At 42.9% G+C, this 19,112-nt stretch carries 15 protein-coding genes; 9 read left to right on the top strand and 6 right to left on the bottom strand.

The genetic code is table 11. The annotated features are described in order from the left end of the window. Positions 1-97: 97 nt before the first annotated feature. The 6 genes from BMX50_RS18800 to BMX50_RS18825 all read left to right on the top strand — a co-directional run bounded on the left by BMX50_RS18800 (position 98) and on the right by BMX50_RS18825 (position 5,074). Positions 98-982 carry a hypothetical protein gene (locus BMX50_RS18800; RefSeq protein WP_143065216.1) on the top strand — a complete coding sequence of 295 codons (885 nt, stop codon included), beginning with the start codon at positions 98-100 and terminating at the stop codon, positions 980-982. A gap of 333 nt (positions 983-1,315) precedes the next feature. Next, complete coding sequence (locus tag BMX50_RS34320; RefSeq protein WP_143065217.1) at positions 1,316-1,651, top strand: hypothetical protein; 336 nt, start codon at positions 1,316-1,318, stop codon at positions 1,649-1,651. Then, positions 1,624-2,403, top strand: a complete 780-nt coding sequence (locus tag BMX50_RS18810; protein WP_091212089.1) for a sensor histidine kinase — start codon at positions 1,624-1,626, stop codon at positions 2,401-2,403. Before BMX50_RS34320 ends, BMX50_RS18810 begins: the two co-directional genes overlap by 28 nt. Position 2,404: 1 nt before the next feature. Beyond that, positions 2,405-3,043: a response regulator transcription factor gene (locus BMX50_RS18815; protein WP_091212090.1), complete on the top strand. Its 639-nt coding sequence runs from the start codon at positions 2,405-2,407 to the stop codon at positions 3,041-3,043. A gap of 176 nt (positions 3,044-3,219) precedes the next feature. Next, on the top strand, positions 3,220-4,521 hold the full coding sequence (locus BMX50_RS18820) for a hypothetical protein (protein WP_091212091.1): 1,302 nt from the start codon (positions 3,220-3,222) through the stop codon (positions 4,519-4,521). 70 nt (positions 4,522-4,591) lie between these two features. Next, the gene (locus BMX50_RS18825; RefSeq protein ID WP_091212092.1) at positions 4,592-5,074 is read left to right on the top strand and encodes a hypothetical protein; all 483 of its coding nucleotides are present in this window, start codon (positions 4,592-4,594) and stop codon (positions 5,072-5,074) included. A gap of 69 nt (positions 5,075-5,143) precedes the next feature. Here BMX50_RS18825 and BMX50_RS18830 read toward each other — a convergent pair whose 3' ends face one another. Both BMX50_RS18830 and BMX50_RS18835 read right to left on the bottom strand, forming a co-directional pair. Beyond that, positions 5,144-6,505 (bottom strand): Dyp-type peroxidase, encoded by a 1,362-nt coding sequence (locus tag BMX50_RS18830; protein WP_091212093.1) that lies wholly within the window; start codon positions 6,503-6,505, stop codon positions 5,144-5,146. 5 nt (positions 6,506-6,510) lie between these two features. Continuing rightward, entirely contained in the window at positions 6,511-7,740 is a 1,230-nt protein-coding gene (locus BMX50_RS18835) for a hypothetical protein (RefSeq protein WP_091212094.1), read from the bottom strand. A 553-nt stretch (positions 7,741-8,293) separates the two neighbouring features. On the opposite strand from BMX50_RS18835, the gene BMX50_RS18840 reads away from it, so the two are divergent. The 3 genes from BMX50_RS18840 (at position 8,294) to BMX50_RS18850 (ending at position 10,752) form a co-directional block, all read left to right on the top strand. Further along, a complete protein-coding gene (locus BMX50_RS18840) occupies positions 8,294-9,559 on the top strand; it encodes an aminotransferase class I/II-fold pyridoxal phosphate-dependent enzyme (protein ID WP_091212095.1) in 1,266 nt (421 codons plus the stop codon). Positions 9,560-9,622: 63 nt separating this feature from the next. Then, positions 9,623-9,859: a hypothetical protein gene (locus tag BMX50_RS18845; protein ID WP_091212096.1), complete on the top strand. Its 237-nt coding sequence runs from the start codon at positions 9,623-9,625 to the stop codon at positions 9,857-9,859. Between the two features lie 2 nt (positions 9,860-9,861). Then, on the top strand, positions 9,862-10,752 hold the full coding sequence (locus tag BMX50_RS18850; protein WP_091212097.1) for an SOS response-associated peptidase: 891 nt from the start codon (positions 9,862-9,864) through the stop codon (positions 10,750-10,752). Positions 10,753-10,911: 159 nt separating this feature from the next. Here the strand turns inward: BMX50_RS18850 and BMX50_RS18855 are convergent, their stop codons facing one another. From BMX50_RS18855 to BMX50_RS18870, 4 genes are all read right to left on the bottom strand, one after another. Continuing rightward, on the bottom strand, positions 10,912-11,310 hold the full coding sequence (locus tag BMX50_RS18855; RefSeq protein WP_091212098.1) for a response regulator: 399 nt from the start codon (positions 11,308-11,310) through the stop codon (positions 10,912-10,914). A gap of 338 nt (positions 11,311-11,648) precedes the next feature. After that, entirely contained in the window at positions 11,649-15,920 is a 4,272-nt protein-coding gene (locus BMX50_RS18860) for an NACHT domain-containing protein (protein ID WP_091212099.1), read from the bottom strand. A gap of 180 nt (positions 15,921-16,100) precedes the next feature. Next, positions 16,101-18,488 carry an nSTAND3 domain-containing NTPase gene (locus BMX50_RS18865; RefSeq protein WP_091212100.1) on the bottom strand — a complete coding sequence of 796 codons (2,388 nt, stop codon included), beginning with the start codon at positions 18,486-18,488 and terminating at the stop codon, positions 16,101-16,103. A gap of 308 nt (positions 18,489-18,796) precedes the next feature. Further along, positions 18,797-19,063 (bottom strand): hypothetical protein, encoded by a 267-nt coding sequence (locus tag BMX50_RS18870; RefSeq protein WP_091212101.1) that lies wholly within the window; start codon positions 19,061-19,063, stop codon positions 18,797-18,799. Between the last annotated feature and the right edge of the window lie 49 nt (positions 19,064-19,112).

A 19,112-nucleotide genomic window follows, 5' to 3' on the forward strand; every position in this document is an offset into this window, starting at 1 on the left:
CGTGAATAATACCTGCTGATAGATTGGTTTTTTTTTGAAGTTTTGCTATGGAAAATATTGATAATCAGGTATATTTAGAAACCTTAAACTTACACTCATGAAAAGACTTACTTTGTTATTAACTGCAGCCACATTAATGATGGCGTCGAAATGTCAGAAAAACTCACCGGTCTCCCCCGCTGCGTTAGCAGTTCCTTCAGATCTGATTAATACGACTCTTGACGGCATTCCTATGGTGAAAGCCAAAACCATGATCGACGAATTCAAATCGGTCGGATGGGACCAATTGGTACCTCAGAGGACCAATTATCACATAAGCGCTAAGATGTTCAAGGCGATGATTCAAATGCTTGTAAATGAGCGAAAAGCAGAAGGAGTCGCTGTTCACCCGATAGATGGAATAAGGATTTATTTCATTAAGGATCCTTACAGCATGACTGGCCCGTTAATAACTTTTGTATCTACCAGAAGAGATAGCACGCAATGGAAAAAAGATACGTCGAGGAGCGTACATCAGGATTATTATCAACATAGTGGTTCTGATCCCCTTTTCAAACTGCCTAACTTAACTGCGGAAGTTTTTCACGACGATAATAAGAAAGGTGCTCTACTTTATAAACGCACAATTTTTACGAGAAAATATTGCTTCTGGGCGTCAGATTATGTCAGACGTGATACCGCTGAAATGATGGCCCGGGCATTTGCAAAGGGCTTGAAGCCAACGTTTAATACCTATAGTGTCTGGTATCGATTAGAGTTGTTTGAAAACATAGCAAGCAATAGTTTTGACGGAGGGCTTCGTCTTTACGTAGCTAATCATATTAAATATCAAAAAGACCGGAATACCTTTTTGATCATTCCGACGAAAAGGGATGTGTCCAAGAAGAGATATGTTGATGATTTTTCATGCGATTCCGTTAAAGCATTTTTTGTTACACCTGCCAATGATAATGGTGAATTATGCCCGCACCACTGTAATTAATTCTACGTTATGGCGAATTACATGACGATGAATACGGTAGCGGAATGCGTATGCTTTATTCTCGCATTCATTTGCCTTTTCACAGATGAGATTTTAGCGTGGCGTTGCATGGTCGTATTTATGTTGGTGACGTGTGCCGGAGAACTGACAGGGATTTATGTTCAACTGCATTCTGACAACGGAAATAATCACTGGGTCTATAACACACTGCTTCCTTTTCAGATATTTTTTATTCATTTACAGTATTTTCATTTGTTAACCCCGTTCAAAAAATACCGTTGGATGCTTTTGTTGGGTTGCACCGCTCTCATTGTTAACTTTTGGAATGATTTGATGCATACAGGTTTCTTACTGTTCAGTGTACATACCTATGCGCTGCTGGCAGTATTCAATATCAATTATGGGCTAATCTATTATTATTTGAAATTAGATGATGACCGTTACGAAAATCTTATATACTCCGCTGGTTTTTGGTGGGTGGCAGGGAACCTCTTCTTCTCTTTCGGAAGTACGATCTCTAACCTTTTCGATGACCAGCTATATTCAATAGAGTTATACGGTCATCATCTTACCTATTATATTTTCCGAGGACTTAACCTCATCCTTTATAGTACCTGGTCGTACGCTTTTTATTGCAGAAGATGGAAAAACCTGGAATTAGCTTCCTGATCCTTTTGACTACTGTGATCTTTCTGATCGCGCCGGCATTCCTGGTCGTATATGTGATCGTTTACAGTCGCAAGAAGAAAAAACTGCAGGATGAAAAAGCAGAGATGCAGCTTGTGTATGAGGCTGAGCTTTTGAACAGCCAATTAGCCATGCAGGAGCAAACAATGCAAACTATCGGTGCTGACCTTCACGATCATATCGGCCAGTTGCTCAGTTTGACATCACTGACTCTTGGCAGCATCGAGATTCGGGACGATCATCGGTCCGCTGAAAAAGTGAATTCAGCAATCGAGATCACGAGCAAATGCATTGCGGAGTTGAGACACCTCGGTAAACTTATCCAGGGTCAGCAGATCACTGAGGAAGGATTGTACAGTGCTTTACAGCAAGAAATCGCCTGGCTGGAAAAGACAGACCGGTTCAGGATCAGGCTTTCCTTTGACGAAGTGCTGAATTCAGTTACCAGTGAAGAAAAGAACCTTATCATTTACCGGTTAATACAGGAGCTTGTGAATAATATCGTTAAACACGCCGCCGCCAAAGAGATTGAAATAAGCTTAACCTATAACGAAGGCAGGCTTCACCTTTCAGTAAGTGACGACGGGAAAGGCTTTGATCCTGAAAAACCGGGAAAAAAGGGGATGGGTATGTTCAATATTCACAAACGGATCAGGTTGCTGAATGGGCAGGTGAAGATTAATTCCAGCCCGGATGAAGGCACGAAAGTTTCGATAACTATTCCCTATCCATGATATGAACGAAAAAATAAACATCGCGATCGTTGATGATCATACCCTGTTTAGAATGGGGCTATCGAGCATATTGCATGAGTCACCAGCTATTGACGTCCTTTTTGAAGCAGAGAATGGGCGTGAGCTCCAGCAAAAGATACGCGAAAAGACTCCGGATGTTGTATTGATGGATGTTAATATGCCGATTGTGGATGGCTACGAAGCTACGTCATGGCTTAAAACAAATTACCCCGGTGTAAAAGTCCTTGCGCTCAGTATGTACGAGGATGACAACAGTATCATTAAGATGATCCGATGCGGGGCCGCCGGTTATGTGCTGAAACAATCCCGTCCCGGCCAGCTGGTCAACGCCATCGAAATGATCTATTCAAGTGGCTTTTTTTTTAATGAGCTGGTTTCTGCCGGTCTTAGGCGGAATGTACTCAGGGATGATTCTACCTCCAGGCTTTCCGACCGGGAAAAACAGTTCCTCGAAATGGCCTGCTCTGAAATGACCTATAAGGAAATAGCTGATAAAATGTTCGTCAGCCCCAGGACGGTAGATAATTACCGTGAAGCATTATTCGAAAAATTAGGTATTAAATCGCGGGTAGGGCTTGTCCTCTATGCAATCAAGAATAATTTCTATAAGATCATCTGACCTGGTCACGGCTGACCGCTTTCAAATTTTTATGTGCCCTGTTTGGTAGGTCATGACCGCCCCGATAACCGACAGGTTATTTTCTCTTTTTTAATACCGTAAAAATACGGTAGTGTATTGTTAATCAGTAGTTTAATTTTGGTTTATGTTTTACACTTCTAAAAAACGATATCATCATGGGAAAAGGTTTCTGGGATTTCAAAAGTTATGACGAGCAACGCTGGTTCAGGTTCCTCGTCCTGAAAACGGTCATTGTGGCGCTGCTCTATTTCTTCGCCCATATCGCACTTAACAGCTGGGTGCCGAAGTATAGTTATGAATATACCGTGCTCGACCAGGATCAGCTGCAAATGATCAACCGGATTTATTCGGACGCGTCAAAACCTAAAGCCGATGCCGGCAAAGGCACTGCAAGTCCCACATCATCGACAAGTCCGAAGGCTAAAAAAGGAACCGGTACCGCAGCAAAAGCTGATAGCCTAAAGAAGAAAGATTCTGCAGCGCTTGCCTCACTTCCCGCTGATACGGGTGCAGCTAAATCATCGGAAAAAGGACCTGGTCCTTCACAAGGCATGGATACTTCACGGATCAGAAAGCCGGTTTGTATGCAGGTGATGGATTACCTGGATAATATATTTGAGAATAAGATCGAACCGGGTCAAAAGACCAGGATCATGGGCTTTCTTTGTGAGCTGAAAGCGGAAGACGCCCCGGCCTTTTTAGGTAAGGTACGTTTTGAAATCCGTTCCTATTTCTGGCTGACCGGCCCCTGCGTTTATGTCGAAATAATATTCTGGTCTATCCTTGGCGTACTTGCCAGCCTGTTGTTTAACCTGGGCGTGCTTAGCAAAAATGCAACGACCGACCTCGGGAACCCGCAGTCCTATTTCGATTCTTCAGAAATTCCGTTCCAGGTTGCCAAAGTACTTTACGCCCCGATTTGTACTTTGGTCGTAATCCTCGGTTATAATTATTTCAGCAACCAGAATATCGTTGATATCAGCTCCAGCAAGGGCGTCCTGGTGTTTGCTTTTATCTGCGGGTTTTATAGCAGCAGGGTTATTGCGCTGATGGACCGCCTCAAAGAGGTGTTGCTTCCGAACAGCGGCACAAGCACGCTCCCCGGGACGCCGCCGGCACCCGGAGCGAACGCGCTCATCGCCTCGCTGACCGTGAAAGCTGTGCCAGCCGACGCTTTGCTTACCGCAGCGGAAATAGCCACAGTTGGCGCAGACTGGCTCAATCATGTAGTTGTAACCCTGAAGTCCACGGTAACCGGAGCTGTATTGACCGGAAGCCGGATGGCCATAGACCCTCCGGGCAGCTTTACCTTTAAGGATGTACAGCCGGGCAATTATACCATTACAGCTGATTTTCAGCACCCTGCGGGAGGGGCACCTATTCACCTGGAGGGTACAAAGACCGGCCAGATCAGCAGTGGTAAAGCAGCAGTGGAAGTAAAACTCGAAAGATTGTAGATAAGCGTAAGGGCTGATCGGCCAGTTTTCGTTGCAGCGCAAAAGCGAATAAAGTATTTTTACCCGCAGCATGGAAGATTTAATGCAGATAAAACCGTTCTCTTTTGATGAACATAACGGAAAGTACCGGATGATCGTACCGAAATCGATTTGCGATAACCTCTTGTTGTCCCACGTGGGCGGCGAGGGGTTATTGCTTTGCAATAAGGACGAACGCTTACTTGAAGAGCTTAAAACAAAGATCCTCTTTGAAAATCAAAAAGCGCTTATTCGTTACAGGAAATTACATGCTAAGCGGCGGTCGAAGCTAATTCTTGGTTTTACTGTGGCCTTGGTGATCTGTATATTGATCGTTTTTGAAAAGGATATCATCCCGGGCGAAGCCTATAGATGGCCTTTTAACATCGCTGCAACGATGCTGATGGGAGGCTGCCTATACTTCATTTTTATGAGCTACGTAACGATCGGGCAGCTACGCGGTGCCGGTTCGCTTGCTGACGACCTGGACCTGATCCTTTTACACCGCGACATCAGGGAAAACTTTCAATGCTGATCACGCGCAGCGGTTTCCGAATGAAGGAATTAAAATATGCCGTTTCGTGCATGGCTTCGGAGCAGGTGACTATCGCGCCAGTGCATTCAACGCCGCCATCCCCGGCATAAAAAAATATGCGCCGCCTTTGATAGTTGTAAACTCGGTCAGGTTGTGTATCCTGGTCCTCGCCGGGCAACCTTGAATGGAAAACATGCCGCCGTCGTTACGTAGCCCTATCAGGGGATCCGATTCCTTGTTCAGCGTCGCAAAGTTTGGATTATTTACCCATGTCTGTTGTACGAATTCGAACTGCCGTTCTATGTTGCTGTTAATACAAATAAAATGCAACCCGCGCTCTTCGCCGTCATTATGGTAAACATCTTTCGTTCTGTCGCCATACGAACGTCCACGGCGGATGATCCGGTGTCGCCTGACGGTAAGCGCGGACATTTCAGGATCATCGAACAGGGAATCCCTTGGATTGCTGCGCCTGATGTGGGCGCCGATAGGGCACTTTAAACCATCCTGGTCAGCACTGTGAAAGCTGAAATTGTTCTCTTCATTGGTGCCGCCCGGGGCAGGGTCGCCGTTTGGATATTCCGAGAGCGGTGCGCCGCTCGGCCACCTGCCAACCATTTTGGAAGCAAGTTTTTCTTCGTCAGTTATCGTACCCTGTGCGTTAAGGCCCGATGCTGTCGTTTTGATATAGTTCCAGAATTTATGTACATGCTGTTCTATCTGGCGGAACACCAGATAAGTACCGTTTTTTCCGAATTCCTGCATTTCTGCTGTGCGCGGAAGCGGATCTCTTTTCTGCATTTCATTTTCATAACCGAGTATGAACTCACCTGCTTTAAGCTCAGTAGCATGCCCGGTACGGTTTTGCTGCCTTTGTTTCTGGTCAGTCCCCTCGATTGCAGGCTGGCCGATCCCATCCAGGAAACCGAAATGTTCTTTAGCATCGGGCTGCCGTCCGGCCGGAAGTATTTTGATCAATGCCAGGCCATTACCCGCCGAAAATTGGTCGATAAGCCTGTCTGCCTTGACCTTCAGCATCGTTTCATCAGTGGCAAATAAAAGCAGCAGCATATCCACGGAATTATCCTTATGGCCCCAGGCCCAGTATTTGCTGTCGCTATTACCCGTATCCCCCAGGAGTTGTTGTCTTGTTGCGGAGACCATACCATCCTGGAAGGCAGGCGAAAAGGTAACCAGCTCTGCTTCCTTAATGCCGAAGGCTTTTAAACCGGTTGAGGTAAAAGCAATATTAAGGCTGAAGTCAGTTTTGCGGTCTTTGCCTGTCGTAACATCGGGGATGAGCGAGGCAAGCCACGGTTTAGCGCTTTGGGCATCGGTTACTTTCAATAAGAAATAATTAGCGCAGGGCATTTTGCTCGCGTAAGAACTCAATACAAAACCCTGTATGTCCGGAAAGTTTAATGTTGCCATATCGGTTAAAAAAGTTTAAGCCAAGCTTCTGTTTCAGTATCAGTTAAATTGGCGGGTATCGCTTCCCGTATTTTGCTGTCCTTATCGATATTCTGGACGGTCAAATCCCTGTAGGCGCTGTACCAGACAAGTGAAGGCACCTGGTGATTGCGGGAATAGGCCTTGAACTGCAATTCGTCGCGTGCTCCGTCCAGTATCAGGAAACGGGTTGAGGGGAAGCCTTTTGAATTGCTCCAGATCCCTGTAAGTCCCCTTGCAGCCTTATCGATGAAATCATCAAGATAGCTGATCCAGCTTCCGTCATAATTGCTGAGAAACAGCATTTGCTGACCGTTGTTAATGACCGACCAATGGGCGAAATGGATGCTCGGGATACCGCTGAGTTTACCTTTTGTGGCAGTACGTGCGATCAGGTTAATGGCAAACAGCACGAACTTTAATAAGTAAAGGCGGAATTTCGGCGATTTGATATCGGTCACCACGGCAAGGTGATTTTGCGTGATCTGGTTTTCGGTAATAATGAACTGTGAAATATCGGCTGCAGATGCCGGTTTGTCATCGGGGATATCTGTTTTTTCCAGCCGCCGTAGGATAGGAATGGCAACCAGAGCGGGAATGATCAGCAAAGGTCCGCACACAAGTCCAAACAGGACAAGTTTAACCCAGGGCAGGACTTTTTCCGCTACACTTTGATGCGGCGGGAGCGCTTGCGGAATCGGGATCGTCGCCAGGAGATCCTTTCGCAGCGCAGGCGCCGTATAGCTTGCAGGAGGTTTTCGGCTAAACAGGTTGTCGAGGTTTTGCTGGAGGGTTTCCCTGAGCAGCTGGTTTTCTCTGACCACCTTTGCCTCCCGCCCGACGTTACCGATATGGAAGGCGTTCGGTCGGACGATCCTGCTTTGGAGATAATTACTGATGTACCCTGCGTTCATCGCCTGCTGATCGTAGCCCTTGCAGTGGCGATAGATTTCATGCAGCCCGTGCCCAGCCACGGTAGTCAACTCATCAAGATAGACCGAAACATCGCCATCGAAATTGTTTTCGAAGATTAACTGGGGATTTGCAGATTGTTCATTGGCGATCACAAAACTTGCGAAATGGACCAGGGTAACCTCCTGGAAGCTGATGTATGGGTTTTTGAGGAGGTTTGCGTGGATCACCGCAAAGACTTCCTTCAGCTTTTCCGTTTCAGCACCTTTGATGTCTGCAATAAAAGTCAGGACGGTTTGCTTCATATGCCGTATGTGTTTACAAACTGGTTAATGGAATAACAAATAACGCTTGTCAAATCAACGGCAGCAGGTATCGAAAGGCCGTATATAGGTTTCGATATAAAGATAAGCGATGTACTTCATTAATTTATCAGAATTTGAGATAATATTCTGTAAATAAGAATGTTCTGATGTTTTTGATTTTAAACGGATTTAATCCGCAACTCTGATAACAAGTTCCTGCAATTGTTCGGATTAAGCAGGAATTGGCTGATTATTGATTTCCCCGTTGCCATCCGCATTTACAAAAGGAAGCGTTCGGGGAAGATTTTTATTCATTTTGTCCGGCACCTTCCTTATTTCTTCGCTTCCGTTGCTATTTGATTAAACGGCAAGCTAACGTTGATGATTTTTAGTTAAAATCAGGCTCGGATGTACTGAAATTCTCATAAAAAACAGCCGTTTTTATCATTCAAATTAAGGATATTATAATAATTGTTTAAAACACATTTTATTTTTCCCTGTGTGGGGAAAAATATTTAATTTAAGGTTATTGATTTACTTAAACCACGACCTTATGAAAACAAATATTGATTTCAACAAAGCCAGTTTCAAAGATTTCGAGAACATCCCTGACCTGAACGCTTTCGAGCGTGCTGAGGCTTTTTATGAATTTACCGGTTATATGGAGTCCCATGGCCACATGAACTACCGCTTCCTGACCTTAGGGGGCTGCGGACCTGAAATGTGGGTAACTTCCCCGTTTCATAAAACGCCGCAGAAGTGCGTAAGCCTAGTTTCCAACGATTACCTCAATTTTACGCAGCACCCGAAAGTGAAGGCCGCCGCCATCGAGGGTATCGAAAAATATGGCACCGGGGCCGGGGCTTCACCGCTGATCGGGGGGCATCACATTTATCACCAAATGCTGGAGGAAAAGATTTCTTCCTTTTTTGGAAGGTCGCCGGATTCAGCGATCATCTATACCACCGGGTACACTGCAAACAGCGCGACGATCCTGGCTATGCTAAAAAAAGAGGATGTTGCCATTGTTGACATGGCCGTCCATGCGAGTGTCTACGAAGGCTGCAAAGAAACGCAGTTGAAAATGTTCCCGCATAATAACCTCGAGATGCTCGAACGGATATTGAAAGAAACGAAGGACAAGCTCACCCGCATGGTTATCATCGATGGCGTGTATTCACAGGATGGGGATCTCGCCCGGATGGAGGAAATATACGACCTGACCAAACGCTATGGTGGTTTCCTGATGGTGGACGATGCCCACGGTATCGGCGTGCTAGGGAAAAACGGCAGGGGAGCGATCGAGCTATGCGGTATGCTGGATAAAGTCGACGTGATTTCCGGTACACTGAGTAAGGCCTTTGGCCATATCGGAGGTTTCGTTGTGGCCGATCCTAAAATGATCAATTTTATAAAATACCAGTCGCGGCAGCAGGTATTTTCTTCCACCTCGACCCCTGCAGCGGCCGGGCTGCTCAAGGCGATCGACCTGATCGATGAAGAACCGGAGTGGCGGCGGCGCCTTGCAGAGAATGTCGCCTATTTCAAAAAAGGGCTCCTTAGCCTGGGGATGGATATCGGGAACACCGAGTCTCCGATCATCCCGGTTAAGATCGGGGACGCGCATAAAACAGGTGACGCGGCGCGGTTGTTACTGGAAGCCGGTGTCTATGCGAACGCTATCGTTTACCCTGGAGTGTCCCGGAAAAACGCGCGTATCAGGACAAGCCTCATGGCAACACATACACAGGAACACCTCGACCTTGCACTGAATGCTTTTGCTTACGTCGACAGCAAACTGGGAATTGCGGCCGCATAAACCGGGACAGTAACGGGAGAATGGGATTTTTGCGAATCGGGTAATTTTGCCTAATTTTAATCAATGCAAACGGAAACGGAATTCACCATCGAGCTGCATGATATTACCTTTTGGGTGACCGGGCACGAGTTGCAGGGCATGCAGGTATATCATATCCGTTTTTCTGATGACAGGCCCCCGCTCGTAATCTATGAGGCGCTGGGTGGTAAAAAGACGTTCTGGACATCGGTACCGGAGGGAAGGCAGGTAGAGGCGGAGTTCTTTGGTGCGCGGATTGCAGCATATTTAACAACCAGGTAATTATGTGTTATTATAACGGGCAAAGGGTGACGAGGGCGGAGTTTATCCAGCTCAAACAACTGGAAAAAGCGGTTAAGAACTATGACTTTTTAAATAAAGGCGTGATCAGCGGGTTCAGCGAAGATTTGGTTGCTGTACTGCTCCCTAATGATGCTAAGACTAACTTTGATATTGTGCAGATGGAGTGGGGCTTCCTGCCTGCTTATATCAGAAACCGGGAACATGTGCAGAAATTCAGGCTGGGATATAAGGATAGTAAAGGGAAATGGCATACCGGTTATACTACGCAAAATGCCAAAGCTGAAAACCTGTTTATCAATGAAGAAGGTACAAAAGAATCCATTTATGCGGAAGCAGCCCGCCGTCGCCGTTGCCTTGTTATTTCCACAGGTTTTTATGAATGGCGGCATGTCTATCGTAACCATAAAAAGACAGGTCGTCCGTTGAAAACACCGGATAAATATCCCTATTATATTTCGGTTACAGATCAAGAATACTTTTATATGGCCGGGATATGGCAGGAGTGGATTGACAAAGACACAGGAGAGGTTAGCAAAACGCTTTCAATTGTTACTGCGCCCGCTACTGATTTGATGGAAAAGGTCCATAATTCCAAAAAAAGGATGCCGACAATATTGAGCAATGAACTGGCCTGGGAATGGATGATGGAGGAGATTAGTGATGACCGCATCCTGGAAATTGCCAAAACGGGTTTCCCTGCTGAGCAGATGAGCGCCTGTTCCATTTCAAAGGAATTCCAGGCAGCCCTGGATCCTACGGAGCCTTTCGACTACCCTGAATTGCCGGCATTGGAACTGTCCATTGCGGACGATGAGCCTGCGCAGGACAAAGGATTCGATCTTTTTTCGGGTTTCCACGAATCTTTATTTTAATTGAATTTAGGCGGCCTTGGGTCGAAAAAATGATATGGCTCCAGCGGTTAACATAGAGGATAGCTTTGACCATGATGCGTAGTTTGGCTTAACAGCATCTGCTGGTTGGAATTTATCAATGAAAAAAACAGGTCAAACAAAGCTGATGCCGGTTTTAGGCTAATTGGGACTGCAGGAGTTGTAATGCGGCGACAGCCAGGCTTGTATCTTGCTCATGAAAAAGTCAACATCAAAAGGCTTGGTTATATAGTCATCGGCATTGCCTTTCTCTGCCGCTTCTTCAATGCCGTTTTGTGCGGAGATCAAAATCACAGGGACCATTCTTGTTCGATGGTCCTGCTTAAGTTTTTGACAGAGTTCATGACCGTATCCATCGATCAGCCAGTCATCAAGCAGGATGAGATCGGGTTTGAACCCTGTCAACCGGTTAAAAGACTCGATGTCACAGACGGCTTCGACCAGGTGTCCCTGTTCTTCCAGGATGAACCGCATGATCTGCAATACGTCATCATCATCGTCGACTACAATTATTCTTTTTTGCATGGGAACTTTATTCATTGGCAGGAAAAACGGTCACAGGTAAATCTTACAACAATTTGGAGTAGGAATAGTTTGTGCAGTGTATTGCTGAAATACTTTTGCCGCCTTTAATGACAAGTTAATTGGATAGTCTGCGGCACGCGATGGTAGTACTTTGACTGCCTGAAATCGCTTTTTTTAGATGACGACCTAAAAGATTAACATGGCCTGAAGGAATAACTTAGGCCGTAACTTTTGCAGTAAAAAGTCGATTACAAAAAAGGTTGTGTAATCGACTTTTTGGGCTTTAGCAATTTTAAGATCAAAAAAATTTGTTAAAAATCGCATAACCGAAGATAATTCAATTGGTGTAACCCTTAGTCCAATATTAAAACATCGTTGACTTCTTTTACCGCGTCATATACGGATCTGTTTTGTGTTTGAGAGAGATAGAAGCTGTATTCCATCCGATCGATCATTGGATTTAAAAAATTAATGTGTTCAATTTTGCCTGTATTTTCATTTATGAAATGAAGTAATTCTTTTTTAACACGGCTTAAATTAGGCTCTGAGATAAGTCCGATATTGAAGATCGCATCCGATACCATAGAATCAAAACGGTTGAAATCATCCATGAAGTATTCATCAGTCTTTGCCTTTTTTAGCAACGCGATCAGTTCCGGTAAAAAATTTATATCCCTGATCCACCTTAATTGAACTGCCTCGTGATAAAAATCAAAATCTGGACCGGCTTCATATAGCAGAAAATCAACGTAATATCGTGTTCCTTCCGGCATGCCTTTTTCCGTCAAATAACGGGCCGCTCTGAACTTTTGATCAAAGGGATAATCTTCCTTTACTAATATATTCTTTAGGTAATTAATCAACTCATCATGAATTGCCGGGCGGTCTTTAATATGTTCGACTATTTTCCATTGTAAATCATCAGAACCTATTACTTTCAGCAGGGTCATCAGCGATTTCTCGCTTCCCGGGGATTCTGCGAATGCGTTTAATACCGAAGTTCGGACATAAGATGATTTATTAGATTGGGAAAGGTCTTTTAAAATCTGTAACCATGCGTCCACGAGTTTGTTGTCTAGTGCATAAAGGGCATTGTTGCGCCAGGCCCGATCAAATTCAATCCCTTTATAAAGATTCTGAAGAATACGTTGTTGTAGTTTTTGGGTGCCTACAAGGTGTTCTATTGCTTCAAAATCAAGACTTCGTTCTTCATTGTTTTTTTGCTCATCGAACAACGTAAAATCTAATACTTTCTGTTCATCCGTAATGATCCTATATTTTTTGATATAAAACCACAGAATCGTTGCGGTGCCACTGTAGGTAAAATAGTTGGGGTTTTCGGCCGCGACTTTTATTGCCCCTGAAATATCTGTGTTGAGAATGGTGTTTTTTACCCATTCCTCGATCTGCGTTTGTTGTTCAGAAGATATTACCAGAGCAGAATTCATTTCAATCTTGCTCTTTATTTTACTAAACCGGTACCGTTCAAAATCAGGTTCGCGATTTGTAAATCGTATGGCCCGCTCGAGCGTTATCGTCTCATTTCGTCTGGTGAAATCTGATAATAGGTCGAAAATGGCGTCCGGCAGGATATATTTTTCGTTTAAACCATAATAGTTGATCTTCCACACATCATCCCAGTTAACTTCGGCTTGTCCGTAATCATCAAAGAACTGCCTTAATGCTGCCCGGTAAGCCTCTTCTGAAAAAAATAAGTTAAAGCTATCCTGCTCACGCTGGCGGCGTAGTTCTATATAATTGATTTTTGGTACGGTAGCAAGGGCCTGGGTTTTGTTGGTTAGTTGTTCCGTAAGGTAATTGATTTCTGATTCATAACTATCCCTGATCCTTGTTCTGGTAATATTGTCATAAAGTTCCAGAAGGTCTTTGTTCGTGGTATTTCGTGCCTCATACTGGCTGATCAGATAGTCCGTCATTTCAGGCGTCAGAAGTGGCTGCATAAGTAGACCCTTTTCAAAGGGATCAATTTTATTATCTTCAAATAGCTTTTTGAAAATCATGTCACCAGCATTAACCTGATTAAAAAAAGCTGCTATTTTCATAGCCATTGCTTCCTCTGATACCCTTCCATATACCAGGTAAACTTCATAGACATCATCAATGATAGTCGGTTGAGTCTTAGCGATGACCCGGACATTATCCAGTATCTTCTCAAATACCTCACGCCTTTCAAAAAGATCGATGATTTTTCTGTTAAACGGATCTTTAAATACCTGCAAAATCTTTTTTAGCGCCTGATAACCTGTTACCAGACCAAGGCCTTCGCGCAACAAAACACCTTCATCCATAAGGTGAACTTTTTCCCTTTCTGTTTTGTCGAAGTCTGATAATAAGCCTGCAAGGAAATAATCGATGTAATCATTAATCAACGCAGCGTTTATAATTATAGAATATAAAGCCGCCCTGATGTATTGATTACCAACGTTGCCAAATAGTTCCATCAGATAATCGATGGTTTCCCTGTTAGCCAGCCCGAGTCCCTCAAGCGTATGAACAGCATCGAAAACTGCATATCCGTCAGCTGAAAACTCCACTATAAAGTTTTTTATTCCGCCTACAGTTTCGTTGAGAATCGTCCCATTCAATTTAAGGTAGCGGATTACATGGAGTGCATTAAGACGCGTGATTCGCAGATTTTCGGAATCGTTTAGTTCATTCAGCAAATATTCAGCTCCTGAATCCTGCGGTGTAAAAATAGCCAGTTCCTTTTCGGTAAATTTATTGGAGCGAAGCCAAACTTTCTGTTCTTTATAATATGCAAAGATCCGCTTAAATAGTTCAAAACGTGTTGTTTCATCTACTTTATCAGCTTCAATTTTTACCAATACCTCCGGTTCTATTTCAAATATCCAGTTCACGAGGGCTTTCCGCTGCTTATCATTGATAATACTCATTAGGAAAAACAAAGTATTTACCCAGCTGGGCTTGATCCGTTTATTGTTAAAGGAAAGAAATGCTTGAATCTTTTCAAGAGGCAGCGTCATCAGCGCACTTGCCGCGAGGTATTCCTGAATATTATTATGATCAAATCCCCAAATGCCGGTACCCGATGACTGAAAAGCAGTCGCATATTTCAACAATTCGAAATCTCCAGGTTCGGGTATAATGATCTGGAGCTCGTCGTAGGTCACGTAATTGCGCCCCATCGCCTCCATACTGAGTGCAAGTCGTTTTAATATGTTCTGTATCCGCTGTTTTTGCGCCTTTAGATTGGTAGTAAATTCAAAATGCGCCTGATCGAGATTGATTCGCTCCTGGATAAACATGTCCATGATTTCAACCCTGTCGACCCTGAGATTTTGGTGCGTCTGAAACTGTTTAAGCAGCAGGTTCAGGAAGAAAGGTTGTTTGCTAAGTTCTGTAAAACCTTCTTCACGAGCAGCCTTAACAAAGGCCATAACGTCGACATTATAATATCGATCCGCATAACCATATAATTTATTGCCCGGAATATCGGAAAAGAAATAAATACTAAATTCAGGTAAAGTTCCCCTTGAGCCATTTTCAGGAAAATGATAAAAGTTCGTCCTGCAGGAAATAACCATCCGCAATTCGGGGTATTTATCGGAAAAATTCAGTACTTGCCTTACAGCCGTATTAAAATGCTGTGGTTGTACTTCATCCAGGCCATCCAAAATGATTAAAGCATTTCTTTCTGGGATCGAATCCCATCCGGATGGAAGGAAGTCTTCTATGGGATCCTCAACGTAGGTGTTCATCTTCTGGTAGACCGGTATAAATGGCGTATCCTTCCTTGCATAAAAATGGGCAAGCTGCCCAAGTTCGATGGATTTTCCGGAACCCGCATTTCCGAGAAGTACTATTCTTTTTTGTCCAGTTATCAGACTGTTCAGTGCAATTTCGGGTCCTTGTTCAAAAAATATATCCAGCTTATTTTTCTGATCCTCAAATGCAACCAGAGATCGCTGGATAACAGGATCCGCCATATATGCCTTTGCAATAAATGTTGTCGGGTTTAAACTGATAAAGCTGATTTCATCAGCTTTTGGCTGTTCCAGAAATAGTTCCTTTTCCTTAACCAGTTTTTGGGTTTCCATCCTACGTACCCATTCATACAAAATTGAATGGACCTTATTGTTGAAGTCAATGCTTTGTTGTTTGTTTGGAATCCTTAAGATCCAACCAAGTGATTTTACCTCTTCGTAAAATTCCAAGACCCGCATATGTTGTTTAGTTTCACTAAGGGTCCCAGACGCTTTAGGCTCCTTAAAAAACAGGTACATATTTATTTGTTGGCCATTCCGGTATTTTAGTAAGGCCAATCTGAACTCCTCTTCAGTCCCACTTTGATATTCAGTATTTGTATCTGGGTTAATTGCACCGGTCGGCGTCCCGAAGCGCATCCACAACATGCCGAGATAAATATCGTAATCTGAGAAAACCTCGTTGATCTGTTCCTGGGCACGACCATCCATTTTTGCAACAATGTCACGCCAATCCAAAGCTTTAAAACGAATGGAAGAATTTGTTATGAAAAGAGTATTATTGATGCTGTCAATAATTGCCCTGACCATATCCTTTTCTTCAGTAACGTCACCAGGACAGGAAATAAAAACTCTTACTTCAATTATATTTTCTTGCATGACAGGTTTAAATCAATTCAAATATAACAACAATCTTGATCCACAAAATAGTTAACGACGTCTTATCGATCGGTCCATATACGTGTTTATTTGACGAATGTTGACAATATGGCCGTAAAAACCGGGTAATACATGGTGCAATTAACCCTCCGTCTTTAGAACAGGAATAATAATTAGAAATTAAAATTGTGGTCCCCGTGCGGCATCCAGCCATGGATCATTAGGGTCGTAGCTTCCGGTAAACAATTCTTCTATTTCTTTTTCAAAGTTGCCCGCGCCTGAATCAATAGACTGTTTATTGATCAATGTGTTTCGTGCTGCTTGACTGGCTGCATATTCCTGGTTACGTTCGATAAGTGCTTCCAATTTATCATCTTTGTAATAGTTTTCTTCGAAAAAGAAATCATCTTCTATCGCAAATTTGTAAAGGAAGTCCGTGCGTTTAATTTTGACATCATTTTTAGACAACACCCAATCTTCCTCACATAAAATCCCTTCTTTGTCATCATTTACCCAGGATTCAGTTTGCCACCCAATGTAAAATTCCAGATAACCTTTCACTTTATCGTAGAATCCAGGCTTTTTTATAAAATCATCAAATACGTAACCATACTCATTAAAAATGTTTAGCACATCCTCAAAATCATCTTCGATTGCTGCTGTGTCAAGTAATTGAAAAATAATTTCATCCCATTGCTTTTCAATAAAGGCTTCCAACGGACTGTGTGGGGCAGCCCTTATCACCAATTTTATAAAATAGGATCTGTTGTCTTTATCAATGCTATTGATCGGGTACGTTGTTACTATAGTTAGGATTTGGTGGTCTACCGCCTCTGCAACCTGTTCATTTAAACTGAAAAGCTCATTAAGTAACGCACATTTTCTTAACTGAATGTCAACAACTTCGACATCTAAAGATTTGATATAATCGAAAACCTCCAGTAAATACCTTGCAAAATTTGATGTCTCTTCCTGTAGTGATTGCAGTTTACTGGTGTTATACACAAAAAAGTGCTGTTTTACTTGTTCGAGCTGTTCAATATAAGCGGTTCCCTTGATCAATTTCCAACGTGCTTCCTCGTTCTGAATGAAATAGTGATTTAGAAAATCATTTATAGATGGATTAATGAATTCAATGTGTTCTGACTGGTTACTAATCGTTACTTCTTTTTTTAGAATTCCGTCCAGTAATTTTTTACAGGCATTTTGAAAAGGGTTTGCTTTTGGCTGGCAATTAAACGCCCGTACCTCATAATCCAGCATGATATCGAACATTTCCTTGGTATGAAAAGACTGTGTATTCGCTTTTTGGAGGTAGATTATATGTAAAAGTATCTTTTCTTCAATTGTCAATTGTTGTTCATATGCATACCGCCATACCTCCTCAGGATATTGGAGCGTATTCACTACAAACGCCATGAATTGATTTTCCTGAATATCCGAGCTGTTATTTGCTTCCGTTATGAATTCAACAAGGCGTGGATTATAGTTTGGATGGGAGATTATCCTCCAGTATTGCTTTTTTGAAAATATTTCATTTTTATGCGCCTCTTTAAGATTGGCATGATAAAGGTGATTATAGAGTATTTTGGCTTTATCAAGTTCATTGTACTTTCCGAGTTCTATTTCTTTTCGGGCGATATCTACCTTGACCCTTTTCATCTTTTCGTACCTGTCCATGGCCGTCCTGAAGATAGTTGTGCGGGTAGTCAGGATCAAATACTTATTTTTTGTATCCTTGATTCGTTCCAGAAAATTCACGAAGCCAGATTCTGAAGTACGCGGATTGGTTATTTCTAAATAATTGGCGCCAAGAAAATCATCAAAATAAAACACCTGTTTCACTTTCGGATCACTTACGAAAAGTTCTTCGGCATCTTTGATATCGGAGTCTACATAAATTAATTGATGATCTTTAGACATTAGATGATAGGTCAGAAAATTGGCCAAAGTAGTCTTTCCAACACCTGGCTGACCCGTTATCAGAATGTATTTATGTTTCGTCAGGATGTCAAACGCATCATCATAACTTTGACTATGGCAGTAAAGTTGAATCGTCTTCCTTATTTTTTGCTCCGCAAATGCAGATCTTCCCAACACAGCATTGCGCAATACGGTTTGTAATACATTCGTTCCAGACAACCATAACTTATACCATTTCCTTTCTAATTCGGCATCTGTTTCTAAATATTTGTTCAGATCCTCTGGCCCAAAAATATCATTAGCCGTCTGCATATACGGGCGAAATAAGGCAAAAAGCTCATTCTTATACTTATTGCTCAAAGGCACTGAGGTTACAATAATATAGCGATCTGGATTTAGTAATATAACTTTGGGCTTTTCTTTGGTAGTCAGATCCGCAAGCAGTTTTTTATAACCAGACTTTAAATAATGTTTTGCCTGAACGACTACGGCGTTCAGATTGACTGATGAACAACATCTCAAATCTACACCCTGATCCTGGCCTCCTTTAAAATCCTGCAAATCGAGTTCGAATTTATTATTCAAAATATCGCGGGACAGCCGCTCGAATTCTTTGTCATTTAAAGTAGAAAAATCGTATGCCATTAAATTTTTAAGGGAAAGAATTATAAAAGTAAGAATTAGTTTACTTTTTTGAAGGTGTCTAACTCTTACTCTGTTTTTAGCACCCAGGTCCCTGCAGTATAATCTCCTTAACAGAATGTCAAACAAGGTTTGTTAATTTCCTTGTTCTGTAAACGAGCATAGTTTATTTTAATGGCGCTTCCGCAATAGAAGTCTGCAGGAATTTATTTCCTTTTTCCGTATTGTTGCGCTCGGAAAATATTCCAGGAAATCGGAGGACAAGCCTTTGCTTTGCCCTGCCCCCGGAAAAGACATAATTGCTCCATCGATTATAGCTTTAAGCTTTTTAATAACTGGTCCATTTCTTTTTGGCTGCCGGTCAACTTTGCGGCAATGTCTTCCTGATCGTCAACGCTCAGCAACCGCCCGTCATAAATCCAGTTATGGTCTTCATCGAATAAGATCCGGCCCAGGTAAATTTCGTTTAAAAGGTCGAAAAGGGAATACGTCGCATCTCCGTTGGGAACGATGCGTACCCAGCGTTCCGAACCTGTTTTGACCGTTTCCGGCTTATCTGTGAATAACTTACTTCTCATTGAAAACAAAAGTGGATAAAAAAATGTAAAAAAGTATAATGAAATGCTA

Source organism: Mucilaginibacter gossypiicola (assembly GCF_900110105.1).
GTDB classification, from domain to species: Bacteria; Bacteroidota; Bacteroidia; order Sphingobacteriales; family Sphingobacteriaceae; genus Mucilaginibacter; species Mucilaginibacter gossypiicola.